Genomic DNA, 25,399 nt, shown 5'->3' on the forward strand with positions numbered 1-25,399 from the left:
GTGGGCTTGCCGTAATCGAACGATTTGCATAAAGCCTCCAGTTCTTTTTTCAAATCGCCGAGGAACCGGTAGCAGTCCGCCATGTTGATACACGCATTAATTTTATCCTCGACCCATCCTTCGGCAAGGTCCAAATTTTTTTGATAGTTATCTATCGCCTTCTCATAATGACCGTTTTCTCTGAGTTCATTTCCGTAGTAAAAATAATCCCGGGGACTGAACTTGTCGCCGCGTTCGATTTTACGCTCATAAATTTGCAGGTTACGACCTACTTTATGTCTCGTTTTCTTGTGCGTGATCGCCACGTCCGAATTAATAATGTAGCCGGAGACCTCCAAATAATTATGCACGTCGCCGCGCCATTGAAAGTTGCGGGCCGTCTTGATGAGCCGGTTGCGCCGGTAGCGCAGCGTGACGTTGCCGAACTCATCCGTGCCGGCGTTGTAAAACATGGAGACCGAATCGACCGCGGGATTCAACGTTTTCTTGAGCTCGAGAAATTGACGGCGATCTTCCTCCAAGATGACATCATCCGCATCCAAGTAAAGAATGTACTCTTTCGTCGCGTAGGTGAAGGCATGGTTTCTCGCTTCCGAGAAGCTTCCTGTCCACGGAAAATGAAAAATGCGGTCCGTGTACCGTTTCGCAATTTCCACGGTTTGGTCTTCGGAGCCTGTATCGATAATGTTGATTTCATCGACGATATCCTTGGCGGAATCCAGACAGCGGGCCAACACTTCTTCTTCGTTTTTGACAATCATGCACAAACTGATGGTTATCATGAATCATCCTCATTTCCGGAAGTTATAGAGAGGAGAAAAAATAAAGGAACGGATGCCTTCTCCTGAAGAAGGCATCCCGAGTCCCCAACCAAGTATTACGTGAATTGTATGACGTTCAATGCGCGAATGTTAACTTGCGCATCCGTAATATTGGTACCATTTACGGCGATTGCTATGGAATACGTATGCGCCCCAGCTCCAGGCGTATCCACCCAGGTCATGTTGGGAATTTCAATGATGGTACGGGCAATAGCGATACTCTGAGCCGAGTTGTCTTCTCTTGTTATGGTGGCAATAGGAGTTCCATCGAGCAGCAACTGGTACGTAATAGTGTATTCAACAGCATTGATGACAGCGCCGGATACAATTTCGACTTCAACCATGGAGTCGATTTTGAACGAATCGGTGCCTGTAGCGACTACCCCCAACGATAAAACCGTTGCTGGAGGATCTCCGATGGTAATGATTTGCGCTGCAACTGCATCTGTACTGGACAGTAACGAACCGGATCCTGTCGCTCCCGTGGCACCTGTCGCTCCTGTGGCTCCCGTGGCTCCTGTAACGCCCGTTGCTCCTGTCGCTCCCGTCGCTCCCGTTGCGCCTGTTGCACCAGTGGCTCCCGTCGCTCCCGTGGCTCCTGTCGCTCCCGTGGCTCCTGTCGCTCCTGTGGCTCCCGTTGCACCAGTGGCTCCCGTCGCTCCCGTGGCTCCTGTCGCTCCCGTGGCTCCTGTCGCTCCTGTGGCACCTGTCGCTCCTGTGGCTCCCGTCGCTCCCGTTGCACCTGTTGCGCCTGTGGCTCCCGTCGCTCCCGTGGCTCCTGTGGCTCCCGTCGCTCCTGTGGCTCCCGTTGCGCCTGTCGCTCCCGTGGCTCCCGTGGCTCCCGTTGCGCCTGTCGCGCCCGTGGCTCCCGTGGCTCCCGTTACGCCCGTTGCGCCTGTTGCACCAATGGCTCCTGTCGCTCCCGTTACGCCCGTTGCGCCTGTCGCTCCTGTCGCTCCCGTTACGCCCGTTGCGCCTGTCGCTCCCGTTGCGCCTGTCGCTCCTGTCGCTCCCGTGGCGCCTGTCGCTCCCGTGGCACCTGTCGCTCCTGTGGCTCCCGTTGCGCCTGTCGCGCCCGTGGCTCCCGTGGCTCCTGTCGCTCCTGTCGCACCTGTGGCTCCTGTCGCTCCCGTGGCTCCAGTGGCGCCTGTCGCTCCTGTGGCTCCTGTCGCTCCCGTGGCTCCCGTGGCTCCTGTCGCTCCCGTGGCTCCTGTCGCTCCCGTGGCTCCTGTCGCTCCCGTCGCTCCAGTGGCTCCTGTCGCTCCTGTGGCTCCGGTCGCTCCAGTGGCGCCTGTCGCTCCCGTCGCTCCTGTGGCACCAGTTGCTCCCGTTGCTCCCGTCGCTCCCGTCGCTCCTGTGGCTCCTGTCGCTCCTGTGGCTCCTGTTGCTCCTGTAGCTCCTGTGGCTCCCGTGGCTCCTGTCGCTCCTGTCGCACCTGTGGCTCCGGTCGCTCCTGTGGCTCCCGTCGCACCTGTGGCACCAGTTGCTCCCGTTGCTCCCGTGGCTCCTGTCGCTCCCGTTGCGCCTGTGGCTCCTGTCGCTCCTGTGGCTCCAGTTGCTCCCGTTGCTCCCGTGGCTCCTGTCGCTCCTGTCGCTCCTGTGGCTCCCGTCGCTCCTGTCGCTCCCGTGGCGCCTGTCGCACCTGTGGCTCCTGTCGCTCCGGTCGCTCCCGTGGCGCCTGTCGCTCCCGTGGCTCCTGTCGCTCCTGTCGCTCCCGTCGCACCTGTGGCTCCCGTTGCACCAGTGGCTCCTGTCGCTCCCGTGGCTCCCGTCGCACCAGTGGCTCCTGTCGCACCAGTAGCTCCAGTGGCTCCCGTGGCTCCGCTGACCACCAGAGCTTCAACATCGTCTACCAGTACGTCAGCTGTTCCGGCTTGCGGCAGCCCATTAATCGTGATCAACGCTTGTGTTGTGCCTGCGGGTGCCGGAGTCGTCACATTGTAAACTTCGAGCCAAGTATCATCCGTCGCCGCGTCTGGAAGCCGGGAGGAGATGTTATTCACGATCAGGCCAATACCGAGGAAATTAAATGCACTATCATAATATGCAACACTCGTACTGACGATTGGGTTCGGCAAGTCGCCGATCTTGGCCACCGAAAACAGCAGCTCTAATTTTTCTCCCGCCGTAATTGGAATGAATTGGGATATAAAAGAGTTTGATCCTCCGCCATTTAACTGCGCACTGAAAAAACCGGAATGACTGTGTTCGCTGTTGATAGACGCGTTCAGCGAAAGCCAAGGGTCCAGCGTTCCCGTTTCAAATCCGCCGTTCACAACAACATTGTTTAACGGCAATTTAACTCACCTCCAGTTCATTTAAGTCGATTCACATATGTTGCCTTGAACCAACTTAATTTACGGTATGTCACCACAATGAGAATGGAGTCGGCGTATGCCAAAGGACAAACATCCATTCTTACTCTATTGTTTAGTAGATTTGTAGAAAAATAGAGCCCCATTTGACTCCAAGTAACTATTTTTTGGTTCTATTAACACTATATATAAGATTTAAAAAAGAGAGGAAAGGCTGCTTACCAGCCCTTCCTCTGATTCCTTGCCTTCACTAGCTTCATCATGAGACACATCGGCAAGTGCCCGTCCACTGTCTATCCTTTATAAATGGTACCCGTGAAACTTCTTTCCCCAAAGTTGCTGTTTGCCAAATTCACTCCTGGACCCGTACTGGCTATTATAAAGAAAGTGTACGTATAAGTTCCTGGCGGCGGATCATCTACCCATGTAATCGTACTTATCTGTTGAAAAAAACCTTGAATGGTAATACCGCCACTAAGGAAATAAACTACATCATCAATTTCATTAGTAAGAATGGTTACGCCTCTCCTAAAGAAGATGTTAAATCCATAGATAAGGGTGGAATTAGCCGATTGCTCAAAAACTCCTGAAACATTCCCGTCCAGTTTTATTTTTTGACCTGGACCTAATGTGGCGATCAGTGTTAGAGTTACGTTATTTTGGACATCAAACGGAACAATATCTGTAAACTGCTGGTTTAAAATTTGTGTTACTACACCTGTCGCACCTGTAGGTCCTGTTGCCCCTGTGGCTCCTGTTGCTCCCGTTACGCCTTCGCTCCCGTGGCTCCTGTTGCTCCCGTAGCCCCCGTGGCTCCCGTTACGCCCGTCGCTCCTGTCGCTCCCCCTGCACCTGTGACCACCAGAGCCTCGACATCGTCTACCAGTACGTCAGCCGTTCCGGCTTGCGGCAGCGCATTAATCGCGATCAACGCTTGCGTCGTGCCTGCAGGTGCCGGAGTCGTCACATTGTACACTTCGAGCCAAGTATCGTCCGTCGCCGCATCCGGAAGACGGGAGGAAATGTTATTCACAATCAAACCGGTCCCCAGAAAGTTAAATAAGGCGTAGTATGAAACCGAGGTACTGACGATCGGGTTCGGCAGGGCGCCAAGTTTGGCCAACGAAAACAACAGCTCCAGATTATCCCCCGCCGTGATCGGAACGAATTGGACGATGAACGAGTTTAAGCCTCCTCCATTCAGCTGCGCACTGAAGAACCCGGAATGGCTGTTAGCGCTGTTAATAGACGCGTTCAGCGATAGCCAATGGACCAGCGACCCGGTTTCGAACCCCCCGTTTACTACAATATTGTTTAGCGGCAACTTTGCTCACCTCCATATTTTTAGCCGATACAAGTAGATTAACTTGAACCCACTTCATATAAAGTATGTCGCATAGATGAAGCCGGAGGACAACTATACATTTCCATTCATTTGGTAATAGTTTCATAGATTATACGGAACAGTGACGTCTTCTAACCCTCGAAAAAAGGGCATGCACCGAGCAATGAATGGGCGATGCATATGGCACGTGTAACTTCTTGAAATGACGAAAGGCTCATATACTGAGAAAAGTACGACTATGGAAAATGGAGTGATTTTAGTGGCACAACGTTACTTGAAGCTGGCTGCGATTTATTTTACGGTGGGGGTCCTGCTCGGTATGGTGATGGGCATCATTCACGATTTCAGGCTGACCTCGGTTCACGCTCACTTTAACTTGCTCGGCTGGGTCTCGATGGCTTTATTCGGTCTTATCTATCATTTCTATCCGGGTGCGGGGCAAACCAAATTAGCCAAAACACACTTCTGGCTCCACAATATCGGCCTCCCGATCATGCAGATCAGCATCGCTTTGCAAATTACGACCGAAAATATGGCATTCCTGCCCATCACGATCGTGAGTTCACTGTTGGTCGTCATCGGCGTTATCCTGTTCACGATCAACTTGTTTCAACAGGTCCGTCCAACCCCTGCCCCGTAAAGGATAAGCACTTCGTAAGCTTAATGGGCACCTGGCTCCTCGCGGACAAGTTTTCGGTCTAACACTCCATAAGCTGCATATCATGTAAGAAATGCGCTGGCTAACATGATGCCGAGGAGGAGGCCGTCAATTGTACAGGAAACCGGATCCGGTCCCCATTGAGGAAACATCCATTTGGCTGTGCGGCGAAGAGAGCTGCACCGGTTGGATGAGACAAAACTTCACGTTTGAAAAAAGTCCCGTCTGTCCATTTTGCAATTCGGATATGGTACAAGGCACGAGACAACTCCCTGTTCTGATTAATAAGTCGATAGAAGCGTAATTTCCTATGCAAAAAGACTGCCCGAGAGGCAGTCTTTTTGCATGCAGGGGTATCCGAACGAAGAAGAGGCCTTGTAAACGGTCGAACGGGTTTGGGATTCGGGAGAGCCTGTCGGCATTCCCTTATCCTACTCCGCCGCTTGCGCCAAATGCTCTTTACAAAACGCATCCACGAGCGCAATCTCATCGTCTTCCATCTCAAACTCCAGATAACGTTCCGTCGTTCGCTCGAAAATTTCGTATTTGACAATTCCGCTGCTGTCTTCTTCGACTTTATAAATGACCCGAATATACAGGCCCTGTTCGGAGTACAATTCGTCATCCTCGGGCACCTCGATATCCAGGACGAACTCGTACCGCTTGCCCGCTAATATTCCATAAGGGTCCTTGACCAATTCCACTTCATATCCGGTAACCGTTAACATTGCTTCATTCCGCCTTCTGTTTCTAAAGTTAGTAAACGTGTGATTCTTTCATTATAGGAAGCTTCCTTGAGAAAAACAAATAAGGCCGGCTTGAAGCGGCAGCCGGCATTGAATAGGTCGTTCTATTTGTTCGGATTTATCGCAACCAGATCTGCAGGGCTCTGCGGAATGATTTCGTACGTTTCGTATTGACTCAAAATGCCTGTAATTTCATAGGTGCCCCCAACTCGAATCTCATGAAGATCAAGCAGATCCTCCATCGCAACCAGCGTAATGACGTTCCCTGCTTCATCCGCGACCGGAATGCGGTAAACGCCATCCGTGGGCCCGGCAGGAAGCTCCTTCATTTGTCCGGGCAGCTTTACCAGCTGTCCTTTCAACGCTTCCGCTCGTCCGGCATGATTCAAATCGGCCATTTGCAGAGAGCTCGGTGCAGGTACGGACTTATTCTTTTGCAGCACCTGAATCGGGGCGGCTGTCGGACGAATCTCCAGAAGGCCTTGGCGGTCGCCAACCACGCCCGTCACCTGAATCCGATTCCCCGCCTTCGCATCGGGACCGCGATAATCATAGATGTGAATGCCTCCGGTTTCGTCTTGAATATGGACCGACCGCTTCCCGCCGCGGATTCGCACCTGATTCTTCACGACGACCCCTTGTACGGTGACGAGCTGACCGGGGAGGTCTTTAGCTTCCATTACGGATACGAGCGGCGCTTCCCCGGTAGACGTACGCAAGACTTCGTTCCGGAATGCCGCGGCAGGCCCGATGCTTCCCGCGAACGCTTCAAACGGGATAGCGGTCAAGCTCAGAAGGATCAGCAGCATGAGGTGAGCAGCGTATTTCTTAAGCCAACGTTTCAATGAGATCCGCCTCCTGAGAGTACTTCAGTCTATAGGTATAGGATAGAAGACGGATGTTAACCGCATACGTGAACTATGTAAACATTTTGTTAAATCAGGCGCTCCAGCAGAAGGCCCCCACAAAGGTGCAAAGTGCGCATCCGGCTCCGCCCCAGCGAATGCCCAAGGCGGCCGCGGCTGCAACGTTTACGACGAGTATACCCCATTTGCGGGAAAACGATTCTAACGGCTTGAATTCCGTTCATCAAACCGTTACTCGGTAAAAGTAGCTTTTACCCGTTTGGATATATGAAAATACATCATCCAGATCCACGATACGATTACCGTCAAGCCCGTATTCGCTGCCAGCTTCATCTCATCGATGCTTTCCTTTTGAACGGCGTACAAATACATAGCGATCATCAAGCTAGCCCCTATATTTACGAGATAATAAGCCTTCATTAAGTTTGGGAGCGTCCGGCTTCTCTTCCACCATTTCGCAATGAGGATCAGATATACAGGAATCGACAGCAGGCTTAACGTATAGGAAAAGTAATAAAGCGGCTTGCTGACCGCAGCATTCGAGTCACTCATAAACAAACTGACAAGCGTTGCCGCCAACGAATAAACAAGGCCTACAGCCGGCAGGCTCAGCCATCCTCTAATGCCGGCAAAGACTTGATTCGTATCCGTTAGCTGCGTTTGGGCCAAATTCCCCGGACTCCCTTCCTGCAAGTCATTTTGGCTTGAAACCATGCTTAGCTCCCCCTGCTATTGAGATTTTTCGATGTCAAGAAATTTTTCATTAAACTTTTCTAATGAAATTCTAATAGTAGCGGCTCATCCCAGGCGCGAAGGGCTTCGCTCCGACCGCCGGTAATTCATGGAAGTTTAAGATATGGTATCGTTGTTCTTGCGGACAAGCCGTATCCAAACAACAACCTAAAGGGAGGAAATAAGAGATGAACAACACGAAGAAAAACCGTCTCGGTAAAACCTTAGTGGGAGTCAGCCTTAGCCTCTCCCTGTTTTTTTCGGGCAGCATGTTCTTGGCGCCTCAGTCGGCTCAAGCGGCCGTCGCAAGCAATGCTTCCGTAGCGGACAAAGTGATCTCAACGGGTAAACAATATCTCGGGACACGTTATCAATTCGGAGCTAAAGCCGGAAATACCAAAGCCTTTGACTGCTCCTCGTTCACGCAATATGTATTTAAACGAAACGGCATCAACATTCCCCGTTCGTCCAGGGACCAGGCTAAAGCTGGCACCTATGTTCCAAAAAGCAAGTTGAAGCCGGGCGATTTAATCTTCTCGGATACGAACAGAGACGGGGTTATTAATCACGTCAGCATTTATATGGGCGACGGAAAAATACTTCATACGTATAAAGTCGGCGTGGGAGTTACCATTTCCAATTTTAAAGGCAGCATTTGGGACAAGACTTACGTAACAGCACGTCGCGTGATTAAATAAGGGGAATACCTCTAGGCCATTATTTTATTATCTCATAGCTTGACTGCAAACATGCAGAGCTCACGAAGAGCTCTGCTCTTTTTTTATATTCATAGCCTCATCCCCAAGTATATACCTTCATCTATTCGCTGCCGGAACGCGGTTTCCCTGCTCACATCAGAAACATCGCCACGATCGTCGTGACCGCCAAGCCGATCAGCACCGGCTTCAGATTGCGCCGCGCCAGCTCGAAGGGGCTCACGCCGCAAATCGCCGCCGCCGGAATGAGCGCCCACGGAATAAGGGTTCCGCCGCCCACCCAGACGGCCGCCACTTGCCCGAGCGCGGTCAAGGTGGCCGCAGCTGCGGCGCTTGCGCCTGCAAACAGCTGCGCGACCGAGCCAACGAGCGAGATGCCGGAGAACCCCGAGCCGTCCAGACCCGTAATCGCACCCGTAACGGCCAACGTGAGGGCACCAACCGCATCGTTTAACGGAACATTGTGAGCGAGCGCAACGCCAAGGTCGTTGACGATGCCGTACGAGCCTTGGGGAAGGCGGTTTGCCGAACAGTTCGGTGAACCATCATAATCAGACCGATCCCCCAGAACGCTAAGGCCGGCGTACGCAAAAATCGGGTCAGCGGCGCGACCATCATCTCGTTCACGCCGGTTTGGATCAACACCCTGCTCATCGCCACGATGATGGAAATTATGAAAATGGTGCCGATCAATTCCTTCGTGGCATAAATAAAGCTGTTAAAAATACCGGCTACGGAGCCGCTTAAGGTTTCCGTCGCCAGCAGGCCGAGCGACAAAATCCCGACCACGCAAATCATGGCCGTGTCGCGTCTCATAATAAGAAGCGCCATGATGAAAACGATAAACGCGAGGTACACGCCATGCAGAGGAACCAGTTGAATATCCACTCGAAACCACCCTCCCGCCTTGACTCGTGAAGTCCTACATCCTATGCAGGCGATGGGATAGGCGTTCGCGGAGGGAGGAGCCGATAACGGAAAGTACGTGCATCCGTCCCGGCATACTGTTAAGATGTGATCATAAGAGCAGCATACTACCCGAGATCGAGGAGGATTTACCGTGGAGTTCCGTTTGGAAAGAATCGAAAACAAGGTGGAGTTTTTTCAAGCGTACGACTTGAAATCGCTGGAGCGTCAAATCGACCAGCAAATTGAAAACAACAAAGCGCTCATGTTGGACGTATTTGCCGTTCAGCACCACACCGTATTTGATCCCAATGCGGGCAAGTTGTCGTACAGCGCCGTCGTTCATTTTAAGGCGAAGTAAAGCGGCAGGACGCGTCGCAAGCGGCCAGGCTGCGCAAATCCGGACCTGCACCGGCGGCGAAAGCCGGCCGCCGCTCTCCGACTCTAGTGCGATAGCATTAAGACGAAAAACCCTTCCATTCTACATTATGGAACAACTTTCTACAAATCTTTACAATTCTATTACATAATAGTATGATAAGCTCATATAAACGACTGGATCTAGGAAATAAGACACGAAAAGGCACACTGTACGAAAGTGCAGGCCGCAAAGCTACAGGGGCTTCACGAAACGGGAGTTTCGTATGCCAGCCAGCTTCCGAACGCTCGGCTCTGGTACCTGGCGCGGAGACCGGTGATGGCTGGTCTCTTTTTTATGTATTCGATCAACAATCAGGAGGGCATTAGCATGGCAAAGGGCAATCGAACTCAGCGCAGTCAGAAGTTCCTCATTATTTTCACCCCCGGCATCGGGCTTATGAACCGCTTCAAATATGCCAGTAAGTTTTTATTAATCGGACTGCTTGTGCTCGTACCGCTCAGCATCTTCTTGTATTTGCAATTGTCCGCGTCCGCCAAAGAAATCGCTCTCACCGAGCAAAAGCAGGTCGGTCTGGAGTACGTGAGCCGGTTAAACGACTTTCTGATCGCGGTCGATGTTCACCGCGCATTGATTGTCGGTTCCATTCACGGCGATAAAGATTTGAAGTCCCAATTAGCCGCCAATGAGGAAGCCCTGAATCAAATCGTGGCCGGGCTGAACGAATTGGATGGCCGGTTAGGCGAGAGCTTGAATTCGACGGAACAATGGAAAGCTCTTCAATCGAAATGGTCGGAACTGAAAGGAAGGGGCGTCAGCCTCACGGGTCAAGATGCATTAGACCAATACGGTGCCATCTTGACGGATACCCGGGCGATCATCACGCAAATCGCCAATGCGTCGCATCTCGTGCTCGATTCCCAGCTAGACAGCTATTATTTAATGGACTCGACAGTCCGCCAATTCCCCACTCTGATGGATCGCGTCGGACGAGCACGTGCTCTGGCCGTTCATTACGCGGGGGCGAAAACGCCGATTTTCACCGCGGAAGAACGAACCCTGACATCGCTGCTGGACCAAATCCGCACGTCGATGGACAACGTTAAAGGCAACCTTGAATCGCTCCGAACGGAGAACGAGATGCTGAGCTTCGAACTTCTCGATGCTTGGCAGGAGCATAACCAGCTCGTTCTCCAACTGAATCGCTGGATAAACAATCAGATCATCATACCTAAACAAGTAGATCAGACTCCCAAAGCGGTATTCGATGACCTGTCTAATCTCGTCAAGCAAACTCAAATTCATTACGACACCGAGCTGAAGGCTTATGAGCATCTGCTGCAGACGAAGCTAACTGGCTTACATCAGAAGAATACGCTGCTCGTCTTGTTGGGTCTGCTCATCACGCTCGCCTTGCTCTATATTTTTATAAGCTTTTATTTGTCAGTCAAACGAGCCGTCTCCGCGTTGGAGCAAACGGCCACGGAAGTGACAAACGGCAATCTCACCTCGCGGGTACAGCTTCAAACCCGGGACGAGCTTGCCATTGTGGGCAACTCGTTCAATCAGATGACCGAGGCGTTCCGCAACGCCATTCAGACGAGCATTACCGTATCGGAACGGGTGGCGGTCTCCGCCCAGTCGTTGACGCAAAGCGCTTCCCAGTCGACCGAGACCAGCAATCGGATCACGGATGCCATTCAGGAAGTTGCCCAGGGTGCGAATACGCAGCTGAAGGGCGCGGAAGAAACGTCCACAGCCATGGAAGAAATGGCTCAGGGCGTACAGCGGATCGCCGAGACGTCTTCCAGTGTCTCCGAAGCCGCAACGCAAACGTCCCAGCTTGCGCAGAAAGGGAACGACGCTGTCCGCAAGGCTGTCAAGCAGATGGAAAATATTCACAAGCACGTCGACACTTCCGCCAAGGTCATTGAGGAGCTGGGCGCACGATCGCAAGAAATCGGCAGCATCAGCAGCTTGATTACGGACGTCGCCATCCAAACGAATTTGCTGGCGCTTAACGCCTCTATTGAAGCCGCTAGAGCCGGCGAACACGGGGCCGGGTTTATGGTGGTCGCTTCCGAGGTGAAGAAGCTGGCAGAACAAACGAAGACGGCCGCCGCTCAAATTAGCGAGCTGATTCAACACATTCAAGGGCAAACGAAGGATGCGTCCGTACATATGAACGAAGGCGTACTTGAAACGAAACGAGGTCAAGAGGTCATCAAGCAAACCGGTGACGCGTTCGAACAGATCATGAGCGCGGTCGAGCATGTGGCCCATCAAATTCAAGAAGTATCGGCGGCCGCGGAGCAAATGTCGGCCGGTACGCAGCAGGTGACCGCCTCCATGGGCGAAATCGTCAGCATTTCCCGCGTATCCGCCGACAATGCGCTGCAGGTGTCCTCATCGTCGCAGGAGCAGCTTGCGACCATGCAGGAAATTCATGCATCCGCCGAGGCGCTGCATGCTTCGGCGCAGGAGCTTCAGCAGGTAATTCGAAGGTATACGGTCGTATAAACCGCCATCATGGCTTTAGCCGGGCTTTTTCAAGAGTCGATCTCTTGGAAAGTCCGGCTTTTTCTATACCGCATGACCCAAGCTGTCGATTTCGTTTGCGTTTGGGGGATCCCAAAAACAACAAAGAAGATCGCACCCGCACGAACCGTATTGGCTTCATGGGTTGCGATCTTCTGTTGTTTGGACGGCTGCGATGGCTGCACCCTCCCTCATTCGTAAACAACGGTGTGAAACGGTTTGTTTGTATTGACCGGGGATAACGGATAAAAGTTCGACTCATTGCATTGAAAGCAAACGTTCGTGTGACAATCTGCAAGCTGCTCCACCGATTGTCCGCACTTCTCACAGCATTTGGGCTCGAGCGTCTCTAGAAACCGGGTTGATTTCATCATCATAAAACCCTCCACTATCATATAATATTTTGATCTGATGTGTTTTATTATATAACAGTATTCGAAACAGTTCAAGACTTTTATTCATTATTATATAACATTCGTGAAAGGTGTATGCGTCTTAACCAAAGAAGCACCGGCCGATTGCGCCTTCGCGCATCGGCCAGTGCTTCCTTATCGATGAAACTCCAGGGACGGCGGCCTTACAAAATGCGCGCCGTTACCATCGTTCTCGCCACTCGAATCCCATTGCTTCTTATTTCCAGATCCATTTTGCAAAATCTGCGGCTTAGCTCAACGATCGTCGGTATGATTTCGATCACATCGTCAATTTGCAAAGGCACCAGAAAATAACTGGAGGAGCTGTCGATGATCAAATCCCCCTTCTTCTGCTCCTGTACCGTTCTGTAAGCGGCCCTGATGATGACGGTCGACAAGACGCCTTCCGAGACCAGGCCCTCAAAATTCGTCATCTGCGGGGTCACCGTCCCCTTGAAGAACAGCTTGCCGTCCTTGTCGCGCAATTCTTCAAATCCGGACCAAATTTGTACCTCATACGTTTCCGCATTTTGCGGCTGCTTCTGCATGTATTGCATCGCTTTCATGACATCTTTACGGCTGATGACGCCGATCATGCGCCGCTCTGCATCAATAACCGGCAGCAGCTCAATGCCTTCCCACACCATCGTATGACCGGCGGAAGCGACGGACGTTCGCGCGCTGATGACAAGCGGATGGTGCGTCATTAAATTGCCGATCGTTTCGGAAGGCTTGGCCCCCAGGATATCTTTCGTCGTCACCATGCCCACCGGTCTCATCTCTTCATCCACGACCGGATAACGGGTATGGGTCGTTTCCACGACCAGCTCCTGCATCTCTTCCACCGTATTGGTCGGCCGCAAGGAATAGACCGGGGAATCCTTGCGGATGATGTCCTCGACGACCATAATTTGCTTCTTGATCAACCGGTCCTCGATCGCCCGGTTAATCATCGTCGCCACGGTGAACGTATCGAAAGTCGTACCGATGATCGGCAGTTCCAGATCGTCGGCAAGCTTCTTGACCTCCGGAGTCGTATCGAATCCGCCCGTAATCAAGACCCCCGCGCCTTGACCGAGCGCGCACATATGGGCTTGTACACGATTGCCGACGATCAGCAGGTTGCCGGCTTCAATATATTTAAGCATCGCTTCGAGCTGCATGGCGCCGATGACGAACTTGTTCAAAGACTTCTGGATGCCCGCCGCTCCGCCCAGCACGACCCCTTCCACCACATTGACGATTTCTTCGAACGTCAGCTTATCGATGTGGGGCTCCTCTTTCTTCTCTACGCGGATCGTGCCGATCCGGCGTTTCGTACTGACCAATCCGCTGTTCTCCGCCTCCTTGATAGCCCGATAAGCGGTTCCTTCGCTGACATCCAGTTCTTGAGCGATTTTCCGTACGGACAGCTTCGTGCCCACACTCAACGACTCGATGTATTTCGTAATTTGCTCATGCTTCGTATTGAGCTCCGAATGGCCCAGGTTCATGTTCCGCACCCCACCGAACTGTACTATAATATTTAGACAATTATAGTATACTTGGCGCAAAAAGAACAGCATCCCCAAAAGGATGCTGTTCGGATGCTGTTCTGTTAATCTAAATACCGGTAGCCTTGCAGCGTCAAAAAATCTTCAAACTCCGGCGAGACGGTCATCTGCGTGAATAGCGCGGAGGCCACGTCGAATTTCCGGGTGCGGAGCGTATCTTCGCCCAGCTCGGCTTCGATACGCGCCAGCTCTTCGTATTGAATTTGGCGGAACAGATCTGCCGTCAGCTTGCGGCCGTCCTCCAGCACCCCTTTCGGATGATGAATCCACTGCCACAGCTGGGCTCTGGATATTTCGGCCGTCGCCACGTCTTCCATCAGATTGTGGATGGGAACGGCTCCATATCCGCGCAGCCATGCTTCCAAATACAGCAGGCCAACGCTCACGTTCGTACGAACGCCCTTCTCCGTAATCGGGCCTAAAGGCACCTCAAGCAGATCCTTCGCGGCGATCCGGATATCCGTCAGTTGGCGGTCCACTTGATTCTCCGACGGCATATGCTCGTCGAACACCTCTTGGGCGACCGGAACGAGCCCCGGATGCGCAACCCATGTTCCGTCGTGGCCGTTCCTGACTTCCCGCAATTTGTCCGCGCGCACTTTATGCATCGCCTCTTCGTTTGCCTGCGGATCGTTCTTCACCGGAATTTGCGCAGCCATGCCGCCGATGCAGTGCGCCCCCCGTTTATGGCAGGTCTGGATGGCCAACAGCGAATAGGATCGCATGAAAGGCGTCTCCATCGTAACAAGACCGCGGTCGGGCAAAATGACGTCGGGCTGTTTGCGCAGTTTTTTGATGTAACTGAAAATATAATCCCACCGGCCGCAATTCAAGCCTGCGCTGTGCTCCCGCAATTCATACAAAATCTCGTCCATCTCGAAAGCCGCTAAAATCGTCTCGATCAGCACCGTAGCCTTGATCGTGCCCTGAGGGATGCCGAGCGCATCCTGGGCATGGACGAATACGTCGTTCCACAGCCGGGCTTCCCGATGGCTCTCCATTTTCGGCAAATAAAAGTAAGGTCCGCTGCCCTTTTGCAGCAAAGCTCTCGCATTATGAAAGAAGAAAAGTCCGAAATCGAGCAATGCAGCGGAAATGGGCTTGCCGTCCACTTGAATATGCTTCTCTTCGAGATGCCATCCGCGGGGGCGCACCTTGAGAGTCGCCGCTTTGTCGTTCAACCGGTATTCTTTTCCGTCCGGATTTCTATACCGGATCGTACCGTTAACCGCATCCCGCAAGTTGACCTGACCGTCCATCGAGTTGTCCCATGTCGGAGAATTGGCATCCTCAAAATCGGCCATATACACATAAGCTCCGGAGTTAAACGCATTGATGACCATCTTCCGGTCACCGGCCGGGCCCGTTATTTCGACGCGTCGATCCTGTAAATCCGCAGGGACCGGAGCAATGCTCCAGTCGCCTTCCCGAACCGATGCCGTCTCCGGCAAAAAGTCGGGTCGTTCTCCGGCATCGATACGAGCCTGCCGGACGTCGCGCTCGCGCAGAAGTTCTTGCCGCCTCCCGCCGAACTTGCGTTCCAATTCGGCCACGAACTCAAGCGCTTCCGCCGAAAGGATATGTTCCCGTTCAGGGCTGGAAACCTCGCCCGTTATTTGTATGCCTGTCGGCAGCGTCTTACCGGCCATCCGATTCCTCTCCTTCTTGGGTCGACTGTCCTCAATGGGTAAACTGCTCTTGCTCGGTCGAGCCTTCAAGCGCTGTGGTAGACGAGGTACCGCCCGCAATCACTTGCGACACCTCGTCGAAGTAACCCGTTCCTACTTCGCGCTGGTGACGGGTCGCTTCATACCCGCGAGCCTCGCTGGAAAATTCGGCTTGCTGAAACTCGGAGTATGCAGCCATTCCACGATCCTTATAGTCGTACGCCAGCTCAAACATGCTGTGATTCAGGGCGTGGAAGCCGGCCAGCGTTACGAACTGGAACTTATAGCCCATTTTCCCTAACTCACGTTGGAACCTGGCCGTCGTGGCATCATCGAGCTTCTTCTTCCAGTTGAAGGACGGGGAGCAGTTGTAAGCGAGTAATTTGCCTGGAAATTTCGCATGAATCGCCTCGGCAAACCGGCGCGCTTCCTCCAGATTCGGCTCGGACGTCTCGCACCAGATCATGTCGGCGTAAGGCGCATAGGCAAGACCGCGGGAAATGGCTTGGTCCAAGCCGTCGTTTACATAGTAGAAGCCTTCCGGCGAACGCTCGCCTGTCAGGAAAGGACGATCGTTCTCATCGATATCGCTTGTCAACAGGCGAGCGGCATTCGCATCCGTTCTGGCGATCAATACCGTTTCTACGCCCAGGACGTCGGCTGCCAGCCGTGCGGCGATCAGGTTTCGAACGGCCTGCTGCGTCGGCAGCAGCACTTTACCGCCCAAGTGGCCGCATTTCTTCTCCGAGGATAACTGATCCTCGAAATGAACGGCCGACGCCCCCGCTTCGATCATTCCCTTCATCAGCTCGAACACGTTGAGCGGTCCGCCGAAGCCGGCCTCGGCGTCCGCCACGATCGGCAGAAAGAAGTCGATGCTGCTTTGGCCTTCGGAATGTTGAATCTGGTCGGCCCGCTGCAGCGCTTGATTGATGCGCTTCACGACTTGCGGAACGCTGTTAGCCGGATACAAGCTTTGATCTGGGTACATGTGACCGGACAAATTCGCATCGGCAGCTACCTGCCAACCGCTCAAATAAACCGCCTTAAGTCCGGCTTTCGCTTGCTGTACGGCTTGGTTGCCCGTGAGCGCACCGAGAGCAGGAACGAAATCTTCCGAGTTGACCAGCTCCCAAAACTTCTTGGCCCCCCGAGCCGCCAACGTATGCTCAATCAAGACAGAACCGCGAAGACGAAGCACATCTTCAACCGAATAAGGCCGTGTAATCCCTTCATACCGTTTGGAGCTCCAGCTTGCCTGCAATTGTTCCTGTTGTTGTTGTCGATCACTCATCGTTATCAATCTCCTTTAATATTGTAGTTACATCGATTCCTCTAAATAACCGCTGCCTTCGCAGGTGGGGCAGGTGGCAGGCCAAGCTCCCCGCTCCCGGTCCGCTCCGTAATGTTTCTCTTCATTCAAACCTGAAGCTCCACTCCCGGCGCTGCTCTCCAATTCTCCGTTACCGTGACATCTCGGACAGTCCATTGTCGTTCTCCCCTCCTCCAATGTATTAATACAGTTTTGAATTTCATATATATTTTATATCACAATACTTACCATTGTGCAATACTGTTTTTTTATTATTAATCTGTTTTATAACAATTAACTTTACATCCTGTCTTTTGTCCATCAAGCGTATCGCCCGAATAGCCCGTTTGCTTTCCTTGAGGAAAGCAAACGGGCTGTTCTTTGATCATCCACCTCGTTCCAGGTCATGCGGCGTGCGGTTTCGTAAGACGGACAACCTCACCCGGCCTCCAGCAGCAAAGAATGATACATGGTTAAAAAAACCGGGGAAAGCGGGTAAAAAACCGTTTCCTCACAGGTGCAATCTGCTTGAAGCGCGTTCGGACTTCCGTGCGACGCCAGGTTCTCCAGTTCTTCACTGCCTTGACATCCTGATCTTTCCATGGAAACAACCTCCCGTATTAATGTTATAAAACATTTAAATTATTTTATATAAATATATAACAATAATTATTTATGTTCAATACTGTTTTATTAAAATAAACTGTGTTATATATTAAATTTTCATCTGAAGTTTTTTCCCGCTGCTGCTCACGGGGTATGCGCTATTGACCGCATTGCTTCTCTGGAGCGAGGTTCGGCCTCTGGTTCAACTGAAAAAAACCGTATACGCAGCGTATACGGGTGTGGCTTTGCTATTAATCACCTATAACATACTCAACCTGTCTTCGCGTGAAGCTTTTACGTCCGGCTTGTGTAGAATTGCTGTTTGTTTCGACTTGCTTTATCCGAGCGCCTCCATGTAGAAAACCGACAAAAACTTTCTGACGTTGATCCGGCATTTCGTTGATTTCACATCGGCTTCCAGCTCATGCATGCGTAAGCGGATCTCCTGGAAATCGAACAGCCGAGGCGCAAAATGCTCGAAGGTCGGATTCGCATAATCCGCCAGCCCCATCGACGACAGATGCGTGAAGGCTTGCAGCACCATGCGGCGAATTCGCTGCTCCATCGCGCGCACCTCGCGCTGCACGACCGGGTCGTCTTCCTTGTGACCGTGCAGTTTGTGCAGCACCTGGATGTAAATTTCCTTGAGCTGCAGCTCGAACAGCAGCTCCTCCCCCCGTTCGTCCTGATGCAGCCACTGCATCATCAGCAGCAGGTCCGGGGCCCCGGCTTCCCCGGCGATGCCGAGCTGCAGCAGCATCTGACGAACCTTCTGCTCAAGCTTGTTTTGCTCGTAGGTGCCGTAGCCGAGGCCCGATTCGCTCCTGCCGCCTCCGGGCTCCGTCTGTTCTTTGCCCTTCTCATCCAGCAGCTGCAGCGACTTGCGTATCGAATGGAGCGATACCGCGAGCGTAATATGATTGGCCACCCGCTTCAAGACCGACAGCACTTCCAGGCGGTTGATCGGCTTCTGGATGAACGTATCGATGCCCTGCTGGTAAGCCTCCCCGATCATTTCTTTGTTTTCCACCTGGGAAATCATAATAAACCGGCCGGCAAATCCCCCCGACTGCAATTTCCGGATCGTTCGAATGCCGTCCAGTCCTGGGAGCAGCAGATCGATCAGGACGACATCTATCCCGTATAGCTGATCCGCCGAAACGTGAAGACCATCCTCCGCCTGACCCGCAATCTCTCCCAGCCCGCTTTCGTTAATGATGCGCTCGAGCATTCTTCGTACGACCGCATCGTCTTCAATCAGGTAGAAACGGAGCATGCGACCACCTCCTTACTGAGCAATTGATCGATAGGAATCCTTACCTCGAAACGCGTCCCTCTGGAGCTCGGGAGCAGCCTTAGCGTTCCGTTCAAGCTATGTACAATCCCGAGCGCATGCGTCAGCCCGATTCCCGTCGAGGCATTCCCTTCCGTATCGTATTTCGTCGTGTATCCGGATTGAAACACCCATTCCTGCTCCTCCTGCGGGATGCCGGGACCGGTATCGGCAACGAGAAATACGAGATCCCGCCCGTCCACATGAACCGCAAGCTCGATCCGGCCCGCATGCCCGATAGCCTCCACGGCGTTGGCGACCAGATTGTTCAATACCGACAGCAGCGCATAAATTTGCGACGTGACCAATGGAATGCCGCACGATTCATGAAAAGCGATCGGCTTGCCTAACATTTCCGCATACTTCCGGTTCGTGCGAATGACCAGGCCGCACAGTTCCATGACGGTGATTCGGGAAGCCAGCTCCTCTTGATGCATCAGCTTGGATAAGCCTGCCAAGATCCGCTGCGAGTCTTTCTTGACTTCATGCACATTTTCCGTAACGTGCAGGGCTGTAGAAGCGTCCTGATGATCCGTCTCGCACAACCGCTTATACAACTGATAGCTTTTACGCGTAATTTCCTCGAGGTGGGCCATCGATTTGCGCAAATAAAAGGTTTCTTCATAGAGATTCGTATTAATCATCCGAAGCCGTTCCAATTCCTGCTGACGAACCTTGCCTACGGCGCGCAATTGGCGAATGGAGAAATTGTTATACAGCCCTACAACGAACATGCTGCGCAGGGACGCGAAGAGCAGCAGAAGCGAGATGCTTTGCCAGGTCGGCGAGATATGATCGCCCAGCGAGTAGCGGACCAGCAGTTCGACCATGTTGGAAGTAAAATCGACCGCCGTGCCGATTAACCCGACCCGAAACGGAAATTCCAGGTGCCGTCGCGCCCGGCTCATATGGATCAACAGCGTAAAACTGACGTAATAAACGGCCGACGGCAAGTGGGCTTGTAAACTGTCCGTATAGGCGATTCCGTAAAAAAATTGATCGAAACTGAGACGAAAGCACAAGATGAACGCGCCGGTCAGCAAGCCGGTGGGGATAACGGGAACGGAACGAAACCACAGTAAGCCGAAGAAGAAGGCGGCGATGCCTAACGAGAACCGGAACGAGCCTCCGAACGGATTTACTTTCATTTCCCCGAAGAACGCCGTCGCGAACATAATGATGGTTAAGATGGCAAGTCGCTCGCGCACATGCTCCCTCTTTTCGATAAAAAATAAGACCCCCATTCCTATATTACTAAGAAATGGCGATCTTTAACACCAATGAAATTTAGGAAACGCGTCGCTCGAGCCGCCTGGACAGCACCGACAAAGCATAGTTAACGGCAAAATACATGACTGCTACGCATACAAAGATCGGAATCACATAGTTTACATTGCGGCCGTTAATGATTTGCGCATGGTTCATCAGTTCCGGCAGGGCAATGACGACCGCCAGCGAGGTGTCCTTGAGCAAGGAGATGAACTGGCTGACGATCGGCGGCACCATGCGCCGCAGCGCTTGCGGCAGTACGATATGCCACAGCGTCTGGACATTGTTCAGCCCCGACGACCGGGCCGCTTCGATCTGCCCCTTCTCGACCGACTTCAGCCCGCTTCGCACGATCTCGGAGATCATCGCCGACTCGAAAATAACGAGGGCCAGCACGGCGGCGAACATCTTATCCAGCTTAAAGCCGATTTCCGGCAATGCGAAGTACGTGAAGAAGATGATCAACAGCAGCGGCAGGTTCCGTACGGTTTCCACAGCCAATACCACCGCCTGCGAGAGGACGGGAATTTTGGCGTAACGCACAACGCCGAGCACGGTCCCGACGATAAAACTAAGCACGATCGAGTAGAAGGCTACTTCCAGCGTGACCCCAAATCCTTGGAGCAAGAACGACAGATGCTCGGGAGAGTACGCTCCTGTAAAATCCATGGATCTCCCCCCTTAGCGGTTCGTCTCTAAACGCCGCTCCAGGTACCCGACCATCAGGCTGAGCGGAACGGTTAGAACGAGATAGAATAAGCCGACAATGATGTAGACGTCAAACGTAATGAACGTCCTTGTAGAGATAAGATCGCCGAAGTACATCAAGTCGAGACCGGCGATGACGCCGAGAATCGAGGAGTTCTTCACCAGGTTAATAAACTGGTTGCCGATCGGAGGAATCACGATTTTGATGGCCTGCGGCAAAATGACATGAAGCATCGCTTGGATGTACGTCAGGCCCGACGATCGGGCCGCTTCCATCTGGCCTTTGGACACGGAGAGAATCCCCGCGCGAACCGTCTCGGCGATGAAGGCCGCCGTGTATACGGTAAGCCCAAGCGTTCCGGCTGTGAACGAATCAAGCCGGACGCCTACGGCGGGCAAGCCGACGAAGAATACGAATACGACGAGAATGAGCGGGATGTTTCGAACAAATTCCACATAAGCGGTACCCGCCCAATTCAACACACGGTAAGGCGCTATGCGGAATACGGCGAACACCGTTCCGAGAACGAAGCTGCCGATCAGCGCCAAGACGCTTGCCTTGACCGTGTTGCCGAACCCTTCCGCGTACATCCCCCAATGCTCTGTCAGCACGGTAAGATCAAGCATTCGTCAAGCTCCCTTCTCCTTCTGCATCACATCTTTACATTATTTCGCAGGCTTCGATCCGATCCATTTCTCATAGATCTTGTCGTATTCGCCGTTATTCTTCAGCTCTTTCAACGTATCGTTGACGAGCGTGACGAACTCCTGATCGCCTTTCTTGATTGCAATGCCATACGGTTCTTCGGTAAATGCGCCTTCCGTGACACGGTAGTTCGGATCTTGCTTGGCCATCCCGTAGAGCAGCGCGTTATCGGTCGTCAGCGCGTCGCCTTGCCCGGCCTTGAGCGCCGTGAACGCTTCCGCATAGTTTTCGAACTCAAGCACCGTGGCGTCAGGCGCCTTGGCGCGAACATTCACAGCGGATGTCGAGCCTTTAGCCGTCACAACCTTCGTGCCTTTCTTGATATCGGCGATTCCGTTGATCGGGCTGTCCTTCTTCACGAGGAACGACTGGCCGGCCATGAAGTAAATGTCGGAGAAGTCGACCTCTTGCTTGCGCTCTTCCGTAACCGTCATCGTCGCGATGATCGCATCGATCTCGCCGTTGCGCAGCATCGGAATCCGCGTCTTGGACGTTACTTCCTTCAGCTCGATTTTGTTCTCGTCGCCGAGCACCTTCTTCGCGATCGCCTTGGCGATGTCGATATCGAAGCCTTCGACCTTGCCGGTGCCCGGATCCTTCAGCCCGAACAAGTTCAGATCGTACTTGACCCCGACGACGAATTTGTCGCGCTTCTTCATTTCAGCGAGCGTGCCTGCCGCAGGCGTAACCTGCGCTTTGTCTTCCGGTTTCGCGCTTGGCGCCGGCTCCACCCGCGTACATGCGGCTAATGCCGTCGCGCTTAAGACAACAGCCAAACTGAGACCTACCATGCTTTTCCACGTTTTTTTCATCGTTCATCCACCCTTTTCTCATGAAATTAGTGATTGAGGATACGGCTAAGAAATAAACGCGCCCGTTCTTCCCGAGGTTGGGAGAAGAAATCGCGCGGATGCGCTTCCTCCAAAATTCGCCCTTGATCCATGAAGACGATGCGGTCGGCCACTTCGCGGGCAAAGCCCATTTCATGCGTCACGACAACCATGGTCATCCCTTCCTTGGCCAGCGTCTTCATAATATCGAGCACTTCTCCGATCGTCTCGGGATCGAGTGCCGAGGTGGGCTCGTCGAACAGCATGATCTTCGGCTTCATCGCCAGTCCCCGGGCGATCGCCACCCGCTGCTGCTGGCCGCCCGACAGCTGCGCCGGATAACTGCCGGCCTTCTCGGCGATGCCGACCTTCTGCAGATAGAACATCGCCGTTTCTTTCGCTTCGGTCTCCGATACCCCAAGCACCTTGACGGGTGCCAGCGTAATGTTCTGCAGAACCGTTTTGTGCGGGTACAAATTAAAGTGTTGAAACACCATGCCGATCTCCCGGCGCAGCTTGTTCAAGTCGGTGCCCCTGTCGTTCACTTTCACGTTATCGACAATCAGGTCGCCGCTCGTAATCTTCTCCAACTGGTTGATGCATCGAACCAATGTGCTTTTGCCGGAGCCCGAGGGACCGATGACGACCACGACTTCCCCTAGGTTGACGCGCAGATTAATATCCTTTAAGACGTGAAAGCTGCCGTAATGCTTCTGAACCTGATGAAAACTGATCAACCGGATCCCCCCCTCTTGGATGAATCGACTTTCTGATTATTTAACCCCTTGTAAAGCTAGTGTAAACACCAGCCTACCAGTTTCTACCGGAAACGACGAAGAAAATCGGAATCGCATGTTATCCGCATCACCTTTCATATAATGGAGAAGACGATCAATTGCGAACGTATGCGATGCTGATTGGCGCGATTGGTTCAAAAGGGAAACGAGGGGACAAGGGAGGGTGGATGCTCGGATGGATACGATGAGCGAGACAAACTCGGAAATCCAGCGCCTGACGGAAGAGCTTTTGCGGCTGCAGAAGGAAGACGGGTCATGGCGCTTTTGCTTTGAGAACGGAACGGTAACAGATGCCTATATGATCGTTGTCCTGCGAACCTTGCAGGAGCCCGACGAAAGCCTGATCCGGCAGCTGCACGACCGGATTGCAGCTGCCCAGCAAGCCGACGGTTCCTGGAAATTGTTTCACGATGAAGAGGAAGGGAACTTGTCCGCCACGGTGGAAGCTTACTATGCGCTTTTGTATTCGGGATACAGTGCCACATCGGACGAGTCGATGAGGAAAGCCAAGCAGTACATCTTGTCAAAAGGCGGGATACGCAGCATCGACAGCCTGCTGACCATCGTGCTGCTCGCGGCCACCGGTCAATATCCATGGCCGGCTTCACTCTTCATTCCTCTTGAATTTTTGCTGCTCCCTCCGTCTTTCCCGCTTAACTTTTTCGATTTTTCCGCTTATGCGAGAGTGCATCTTGCTCCCATTCTTCTCATGGCCGATCGCCGATTCGCTATGAAAACGCAAGCCTCCCCCGATTTGTCCGACTTGTCCGACTTGTCGGCCGCCCGGTCAGGCAGCCTGGACCCGTCGGGCCCGGCCGGTCAACGACAGCCCGCAGACGGCTTTCAAGCCTTGCTTGATGAAATCAAGGCGGGCCTGGGGAAGCTCGTCGGCATCCCTGGCAAGCTGCATATGGCCGCTGCCAAACGGGCGGAGCAATACATGCTGGAGAGGATCGAGCCGGACGGAACGCTCTACAGCTATGCAAGCTGCACATTTCTGATGATCTTCGCACTGCTCGCGCTCGGCTATGACAAGCAGCATCCGGTCATTACCCGTGCGGTTCGGGGCTTAACGGCCATGGTCTGCAGCTCGGACGGGAAGATGTTTCTGCAAAACTCGCCATCGGCCGTCTGGGATACCGCATTACTGTCCCACGCGCTGCAGGAAGCCGGGGTTGCCCCCGAAAGCAAGGCGATCCGGAGCGCCGCCTCTTATATCGTTTCCAAGCAACAGCGGACTTTGGGCGATTGGAGCCTCCATAACCGGAATCCCGTACCGGGTGGTTGGGGGTTTTCGGACTCCAATACGATCAATCCCGATGTGGACGATACGACAGCAGCGTTAAGAGCGATCAAGCGGTTGGCGCAGAGCGATCCCCCCAGCCGGGATGCATGGAACCGCGGACTGAATTGGCTGTTGTCGATGCAAAATCGCGATGGAGGATGGCCCGCATTCGAACGAGACACGGATAACAAGCTGCTCGCTTGGCTGCCGATCGACGGAGCCCAAGCGGCGGCTATCGACCCTTCGTCAGCCGATTTGACGGGACGAACCTTGGAATTTTTGGGGAATACGGCAGGGCTCGGCCTAAAGCACCCTTTCGTTCGCCGCGGAACGGATTGGCTGATCGATCATCAGGAAGAGGACGGCTCGTGGTACGGACGTTGGGGGATTTGCTATATATATGGCACATGGGCCGCGATGACGGGAATGATCTCGGCGGGGGTAGACACGGGCCATCCCGCTGTGCAAAGAGGCGTCAGCTGGCTAAGCAGCATCCAGAATCCCGACGGCGGCTGGGGAGAATCCTGCAGAAGCGATCGGCTTATGCGGTATGTGCCGCTCGGGGCCAGTACGCCGTCGCAAACCGCATGGGCGCTGGACGCCCTGATCGCCTTTCATCCGAAGCCGGTTCCCGAAGTGGAGAAAGGCATGCAAAGGCTCCTCGCCCTATTGAGCGAGGACGGTTGGGCCGCCGCTTATCCTACCGGGGCGGGCCTTCCGGGTGCATTTTATATGCATTACCACAGCTATCGGTACATTTGGCCGCTTCTGGCCTTAAGCCATTACAGGAAAAAATACAGCGGTTAGGAGGCCGGCGACAGCCATTTTACACGCGCTGAGCCGGTCGTTTGCCGGGTGGCGCATCGGAGTTGCCCCGGGCCATATAAATCCCCCTAGT

General features: G+C 53.2%; 24 protein-coding genes, 1 pseudogene and 1 riboswitch. Of the genes and pseudogenes, 6 read left to right on the forward strand and 19 right to left on the reverse strand.

The window, feature by feature from the left end:
* From PVA01S_RS07085 to PVA01S_RS27175, 3 genes are all read right to left on the reverse strand, one after another.
* Positions 1-782 (reverse strand): glycosyltransferase family 2 protein (locus PVA01S_RS07085; protein ID WP_127606352.1); only part of this gene is annotated, 782 nt, incomplete at its 3' end.
* A gap of 95 nt (positions 783-877) precedes the next feature.
* Complete coding sequence (locus tag PVA01S_RS07090; RefSeq protein ID WP_127606354.1) at positions 878-3,118, reverse strand: NTTRR-F1 domain; 2,241 nt, start codon at positions 3,116-3,118, stop codon at positions 878-880.
* Between the two features lie 784 nt (positions 3,119-3,902).
* Positions 3,903-4,460 carry an NTTRR-F1 domain gene (locus PVA01S_RS27175; protein ID WP_174817567.1) on the reverse strand — a complete coding sequence of 186 codons (558 nt, stop codon included), beginning with the start codon at positions 4,458-4,460 and terminating at the stop codon, positions 3,903-3,905.
* Between the two features lie 280 nt (positions 4,461-4,740).
* On the opposite strand from PVA01S_RS27175, the gene PVA01S_RS07100 reads away from it, so the two are divergent.
* Both PVA01S_RS07100 and PVA01S_RS07105 read left to right on the forward strand, forming a co-directional pair.
* Positions 4,741-5,121 carry a cytochrome-c oxidase gene (locus PVA01S_RS07100; protein WP_141334055.1) on the forward strand — a complete coding sequence of 127 codons (381 nt, stop codon included), beginning with the start codon at positions 4,741-4,743 and terminating at the stop codon, positions 5,119-5,121.
* A 130-nt stretch (positions 5,122-5,251) separates the two neighbouring features.
* Entirely contained in the window at positions 5,252-5,443 is a 192-nt protein-coding gene (locus PVA01S_RS07105) for a cold-shock protein (protein ID WP_127606358.1), read from the forward strand.
* Positions 5,444-5,570: 127 nt separating this feature from the next.
* Here PVA01S_RS07105 and PVA01S_RS07110 read toward each other — a convergent pair whose 3' ends face one another.
* The 3 genes from PVA01S_RS07110 to PVA01S_RS07120 all read right to left on the reverse strand — a co-directional run bounded on the left by PVA01S_RS07110 (position 5,571) and on the right by PVA01S_RS07120 (position 7,465).
* Positions 5,571-5,867, reverse strand: coding sequence for a DUF6509 family protein (locus tag PVA01S_RS07110; RefSeq protein ID WP_054797261.1), 297 nt, complete (start codon positions 5,865-5,867; stop codon positions 5,571-5,573).
* A 122-nt stretch (positions 5,868-5,989) separates the two neighbouring features.
* A complete protein-coding gene (locus PVA01S_RS07115; protein WP_127606360.1) occupies positions 5,990-6,730 on the reverse strand; it encodes a hypothetical protein in 741 nt (246 codons plus the stop codon).
* 252 nt (positions 6,731-6,982) lie between these two features.
* On the reverse strand, positions 6,983-7,465 hold the full coding sequence (locus PVA01S_RS07120; protein ID WP_054797259.1) for a DUF2569 family protein: 483 nt from the start codon (positions 7,463-7,465) through the stop codon (positions 6,983-6,985).
* A 206-nt stretch (positions 7,466-7,671) separates the two neighbouring features.
* Here PVA01S_RS07120 and PVA01S_RS07125 point away from each other — a divergent pair, with 206 nt between their 5' ends.
* Complete coding sequence (locus tag PVA01S_RS07125; RefSeq protein ID WP_127606362.1) at positions 7,672-8,181, forward strand: C40 family peptidase; 510 nt, start codon at positions 7,672-7,674, stop codon at positions 8,179-8,181.
* A gap of 151 nt (positions 8,182-8,332) precedes the next feature.
* Here the strand turns inward: PVA01S_RS07125 and PVA01S_RS07130 are convergent.
* A pseudogene (locus PVA01S_RS07130) lies at positions 8,333-9,087 on the reverse strand (hypothetical protein).
* A 172-nt stretch (positions 9,088-9,259) separates the two neighbouring features.
* Here PVA01S_RS07130 and PVA01S_RS07135 point away from each other — a divergent pair.
* Both PVA01S_RS07135 and PVA01S_RS07140 read left to right on the forward strand, forming a co-directional pair.
* On the forward strand, positions 9,260-9,466 hold the full coding sequence (locus PVA01S_RS07135) for a YrzA family protein (RefSeq protein WP_127606364.1): 207 nt from the start codon (positions 9,260-9,262) through the stop codon (positions 9,464-9,466).
* Positions 9,467-9,677: 211 nt separating this feature from the next.
* A riboswitch (cyclic di-GMP riboswitch) is annotated at positions 9,678-9,768 on the forward strand.
* 85 nt (positions 9,769-9,853) lie between these two features.
* Entirely contained in the window at positions 9,854-12,004 is a 2,151-nt protein-coding gene (locus PVA01S_RS07140) for a methyl-accepting chemotaxis protein (protein WP_164751761.1), read from the forward strand.
* 209 nt (positions 12,005-12,213) lie between these two features.
* Here the strand turns inward: PVA01S_RS07140 and yhfH are convergent, their stop codons facing one another.
* The 12 genes from yhfH to PVA01S_RS07190 form a co-directional block, all read right to left on the reverse strand.
* Positions 12,214-12,396, reverse strand: coding sequence for a protein YhfH (yhfH, locus tag PVA01S_RS07145; protein WP_164751762.1), 183 nt, complete (start codon positions 12,394-12,396; stop codon positions 12,214-12,216).
* Between the two features lie 203 nt (positions 12,397-12,599).
* Positions 12,600-13,928 (reverse strand): DRTGG domain-containing protein, encoded by a 1,329-nt coding sequence (locus tag PVA01S_RS07150; protein WP_127606370.1) that lies wholly within the window; start codon positions 13,926-13,928, stop codon positions 12,600-12,602.
* A 104-nt stretch (positions 13,929-14,032) separates the two neighbouring features.
* Entirely contained in the window at positions 14,033-15,637 is a 1,605-nt protein-coding gene (gene aceB / locus PVA01S_RS07155) for a malate synthase A (protein ID WP_127606372.1), read from the reverse strand.
* A 31-nt stretch (positions 15,638-15,668) separates the two neighbouring features.
* Complete coding sequence (aceA, locus tag PVA01S_RS07160; RefSeq protein WP_127606374.1) at positions 15,669-16,949, reverse strand: isocitrate lyase; 1,281 nt, start codon at positions 16,947-16,949, stop codon at positions 15,669-15,671.
* Between the two features lie 27 nt (positions 16,950-16,976).
* The gene (locus PVA01S_RS26525) at positions 16,977-17,144 is read right to left on the reverse strand and encodes a hypothetical protein (protein ID WP_155614220.1); all 168 of its coding nucleotides are present in this window, start codon (positions 17,142-17,144) and stop codon (positions 16,977-16,979) included.
* 261 nt (positions 17,145-17,405) lie between these two features.
* Positions 17,406-17,570 (reverse strand): hypothetical protein, encoded by a 165-nt coding sequence (locus PVA01S_RS26530; RefSeq protein WP_155614219.1) that lies wholly within the window; start codon positions 17,568-17,570, stop codon positions 17,406-17,408.
* Positions 17,571-17,910: 340 nt separating this feature from the next.
* Complete coding sequence (locus PVA01S_RS07165; RefSeq protein ID WP_054797256.1) at positions 17,911-18,849, reverse strand: response regulator; 939 nt, start codon at positions 18,847-18,849, stop codon at positions 17,911-17,913.
* A complete protein-coding gene (locus PVA01S_RS07170) occupies positions 18,831-20,114 on the reverse strand; it encodes a sensor histidine kinase (protein ID WP_127606376.1) in 1,284 nt (427 codons plus the stop codon). Before PVA01S_RS07170 ends, PVA01S_RS07165 begins: the two co-directional genes overlap by 19 nt.
* 79 nt (positions 20,115-20,193) lie before the next feature.
* Entirely contained in the window at positions 20,194-20,844 is a 651-nt protein-coding gene (locus PVA01S_RS07175; RefSeq protein WP_054797255.1) for an amino acid ABC transporter permease, read from the reverse strand.
* Positions 20,845-20,856: 12 nt separating this feature from the next.
* Positions 20,857-21,510, reverse strand: a complete 654-nt coding sequence (locus PVA01S_RS07180) for an amino acid ABC transporter permease (RefSeq protein ID WP_054799779.1) — start codon at positions 21,508-21,510, stop codon at positions 20,857-20,859.
* A gap of 39 nt (positions 21,511-21,549) precedes the next feature.
* A complete protein-coding gene (locus PVA01S_RS07185) occupies positions 21,550-22,401 on the reverse strand; it encodes a transporter substrate-binding domain-containing protein (RefSeq protein ID WP_127606378.1) in 852 nt (283 codons plus the stop codon).
* Between the two features lie 26 nt (positions 22,402-22,427).
* Positions 22,428-23,156 carry an amino acid ABC transporter ATP-binding protein gene (locus tag PVA01S_RS07190; RefSeq protein ID WP_054797253.1) on the reverse strand — a complete coding sequence of 243 codons (729 nt, stop codon included), beginning with the start codon at positions 23,154-23,156 and terminating at the stop codon, positions 22,428-22,430.
* Positions 23,157-23,391: 235 nt separating this feature from the next.
* On the opposite strand from PVA01S_RS07190, the gene shc reads away from it, so the two are divergent.
* Complete coding sequence (gene shc, locus PVA01S_RS07195) at positions 23,392-25,308, forward strand: squalene--hopene cyclase (RefSeq protein WP_412760920.1); 1,917 nt, start codon at positions 23,392-23,394, stop codon at positions 25,306-25,308.
* Positions 25,309-25,399: the final 91 nt, after the last annotated feature.

Origin of the sequence: Paenibacillus validus NBRC 15382, assembly GCF_004000985.1 — a bacterium.
GTDB lineage: Bacteria > Bacillota > Bacilli > Paenibacillales > NBRC-103111 > Paenibacillus_G > Paenibacillus_G validus.

Bases quoted from the DNA above. Each gene is read 5' to 3' on its own strand.
- PVA01S_RS07110 (WP_054797261.1), bottom strand. From the start codon at position 5,867: ATGTTAACGGTTACCGGATATGAAGTGGAATTGGTCAAGGACCCTTAT.
- PVA01S_RS07120 (WP_054797259.1), bottom strand. From the start codon at position 7,465: ATGGTTTCAAGCCAAAATGACTTGCAGGAAGGGAGTCCGGGGAATTTG.
- PVA01S_RS07125 (WP_127606362.1), top strand. From the start codon at position 7,672: ATGAACAACACGAAGAAAAACCGTCTCGGTAAAACCTTAGTGGGAGTC.
- PVA01S_RS07140 (WP_164751761.1), top strand. From the start codon at position 9,854: ATGGCAAAGGGCAATCGAACTCAGCGCAGTCAGAAGTTCCTCATTATT.
- yhfH (WP_164751762.1), bottom strand. From the start codon at position 12,396: ATGATGAAATCAACCCGGTTTCTAGAGACGCTCGAGCCCAAATGCTGT.
- PVA01S_RS07150 (WP_127606370.1), bottom strand. From the start codon at position 13,928: ATGAACCTGGGCCATTCGGAGCTCAATACGAAGCATGAGCAAATTACG.
- aceB (WP_127606372.1), bottom strand. From the start codon at position 15,637: ATGGCCGGTAAGACGCTGCCGACAGGCATACAAATAACGGGCGAGGTT.
- aceA (WP_127606374.1), bottom strand. From the start codon at position 16,949: ATGAGTGATCGACAACAACAACAGGAACAATTGCAGGCAAGCTGGAGC.
- PVA01S_RS26525 (WP_155614220.1), bottom strand. From the start codon at position 17,144: ATGGACTGTCCGAGATGTCACGGTAACGGAGAATTGGAGAGCAGCGCC.
- PVA01S_RS26530 (WP_155614219.1), bottom strand. From the start codon at position 17,570: ATGGAAAGATCAGGATGTCAAGGCAGTGAAGAACTGGAGAACCTGGCG.
- PVA01S_RS07165 (WP_054797256.1), bottom strand. From the start codon at position 18,849: ATGCTCCGTTTCTACCTGATTGAAGACGATGCGGTCGTACGAAGAATG.
- PVA01S_RS07175 (WP_054797255.1), bottom strand. From the start codon at position 20,844: ATGGATTTTACAGGAGCGTACTCTCCCGAGCATCTGTCGTTCTTGCTC.
- PVA01S_RS07180 (WP_054799779.1), bottom strand. From the start codon at position 21,510: ATGCTTGATCTTACCGTGCTGACAGAGCATTGGGGGATGTACGCGGAA.
- PVA01S_RS07185 (WP_127606378.1), bottom strand. From the start codon at position 22,401: ATGAAAAAAACGTGGAAAAGCATGGTAGGTCTCAGTTTGGCTGTTGTC.
- shc (WP_412760920.1), top strand. From the start codon at position 23,392: ATGGATACGATGAGCGAGACAAACTCGGAAATCCAGCGCCTGACGGAA.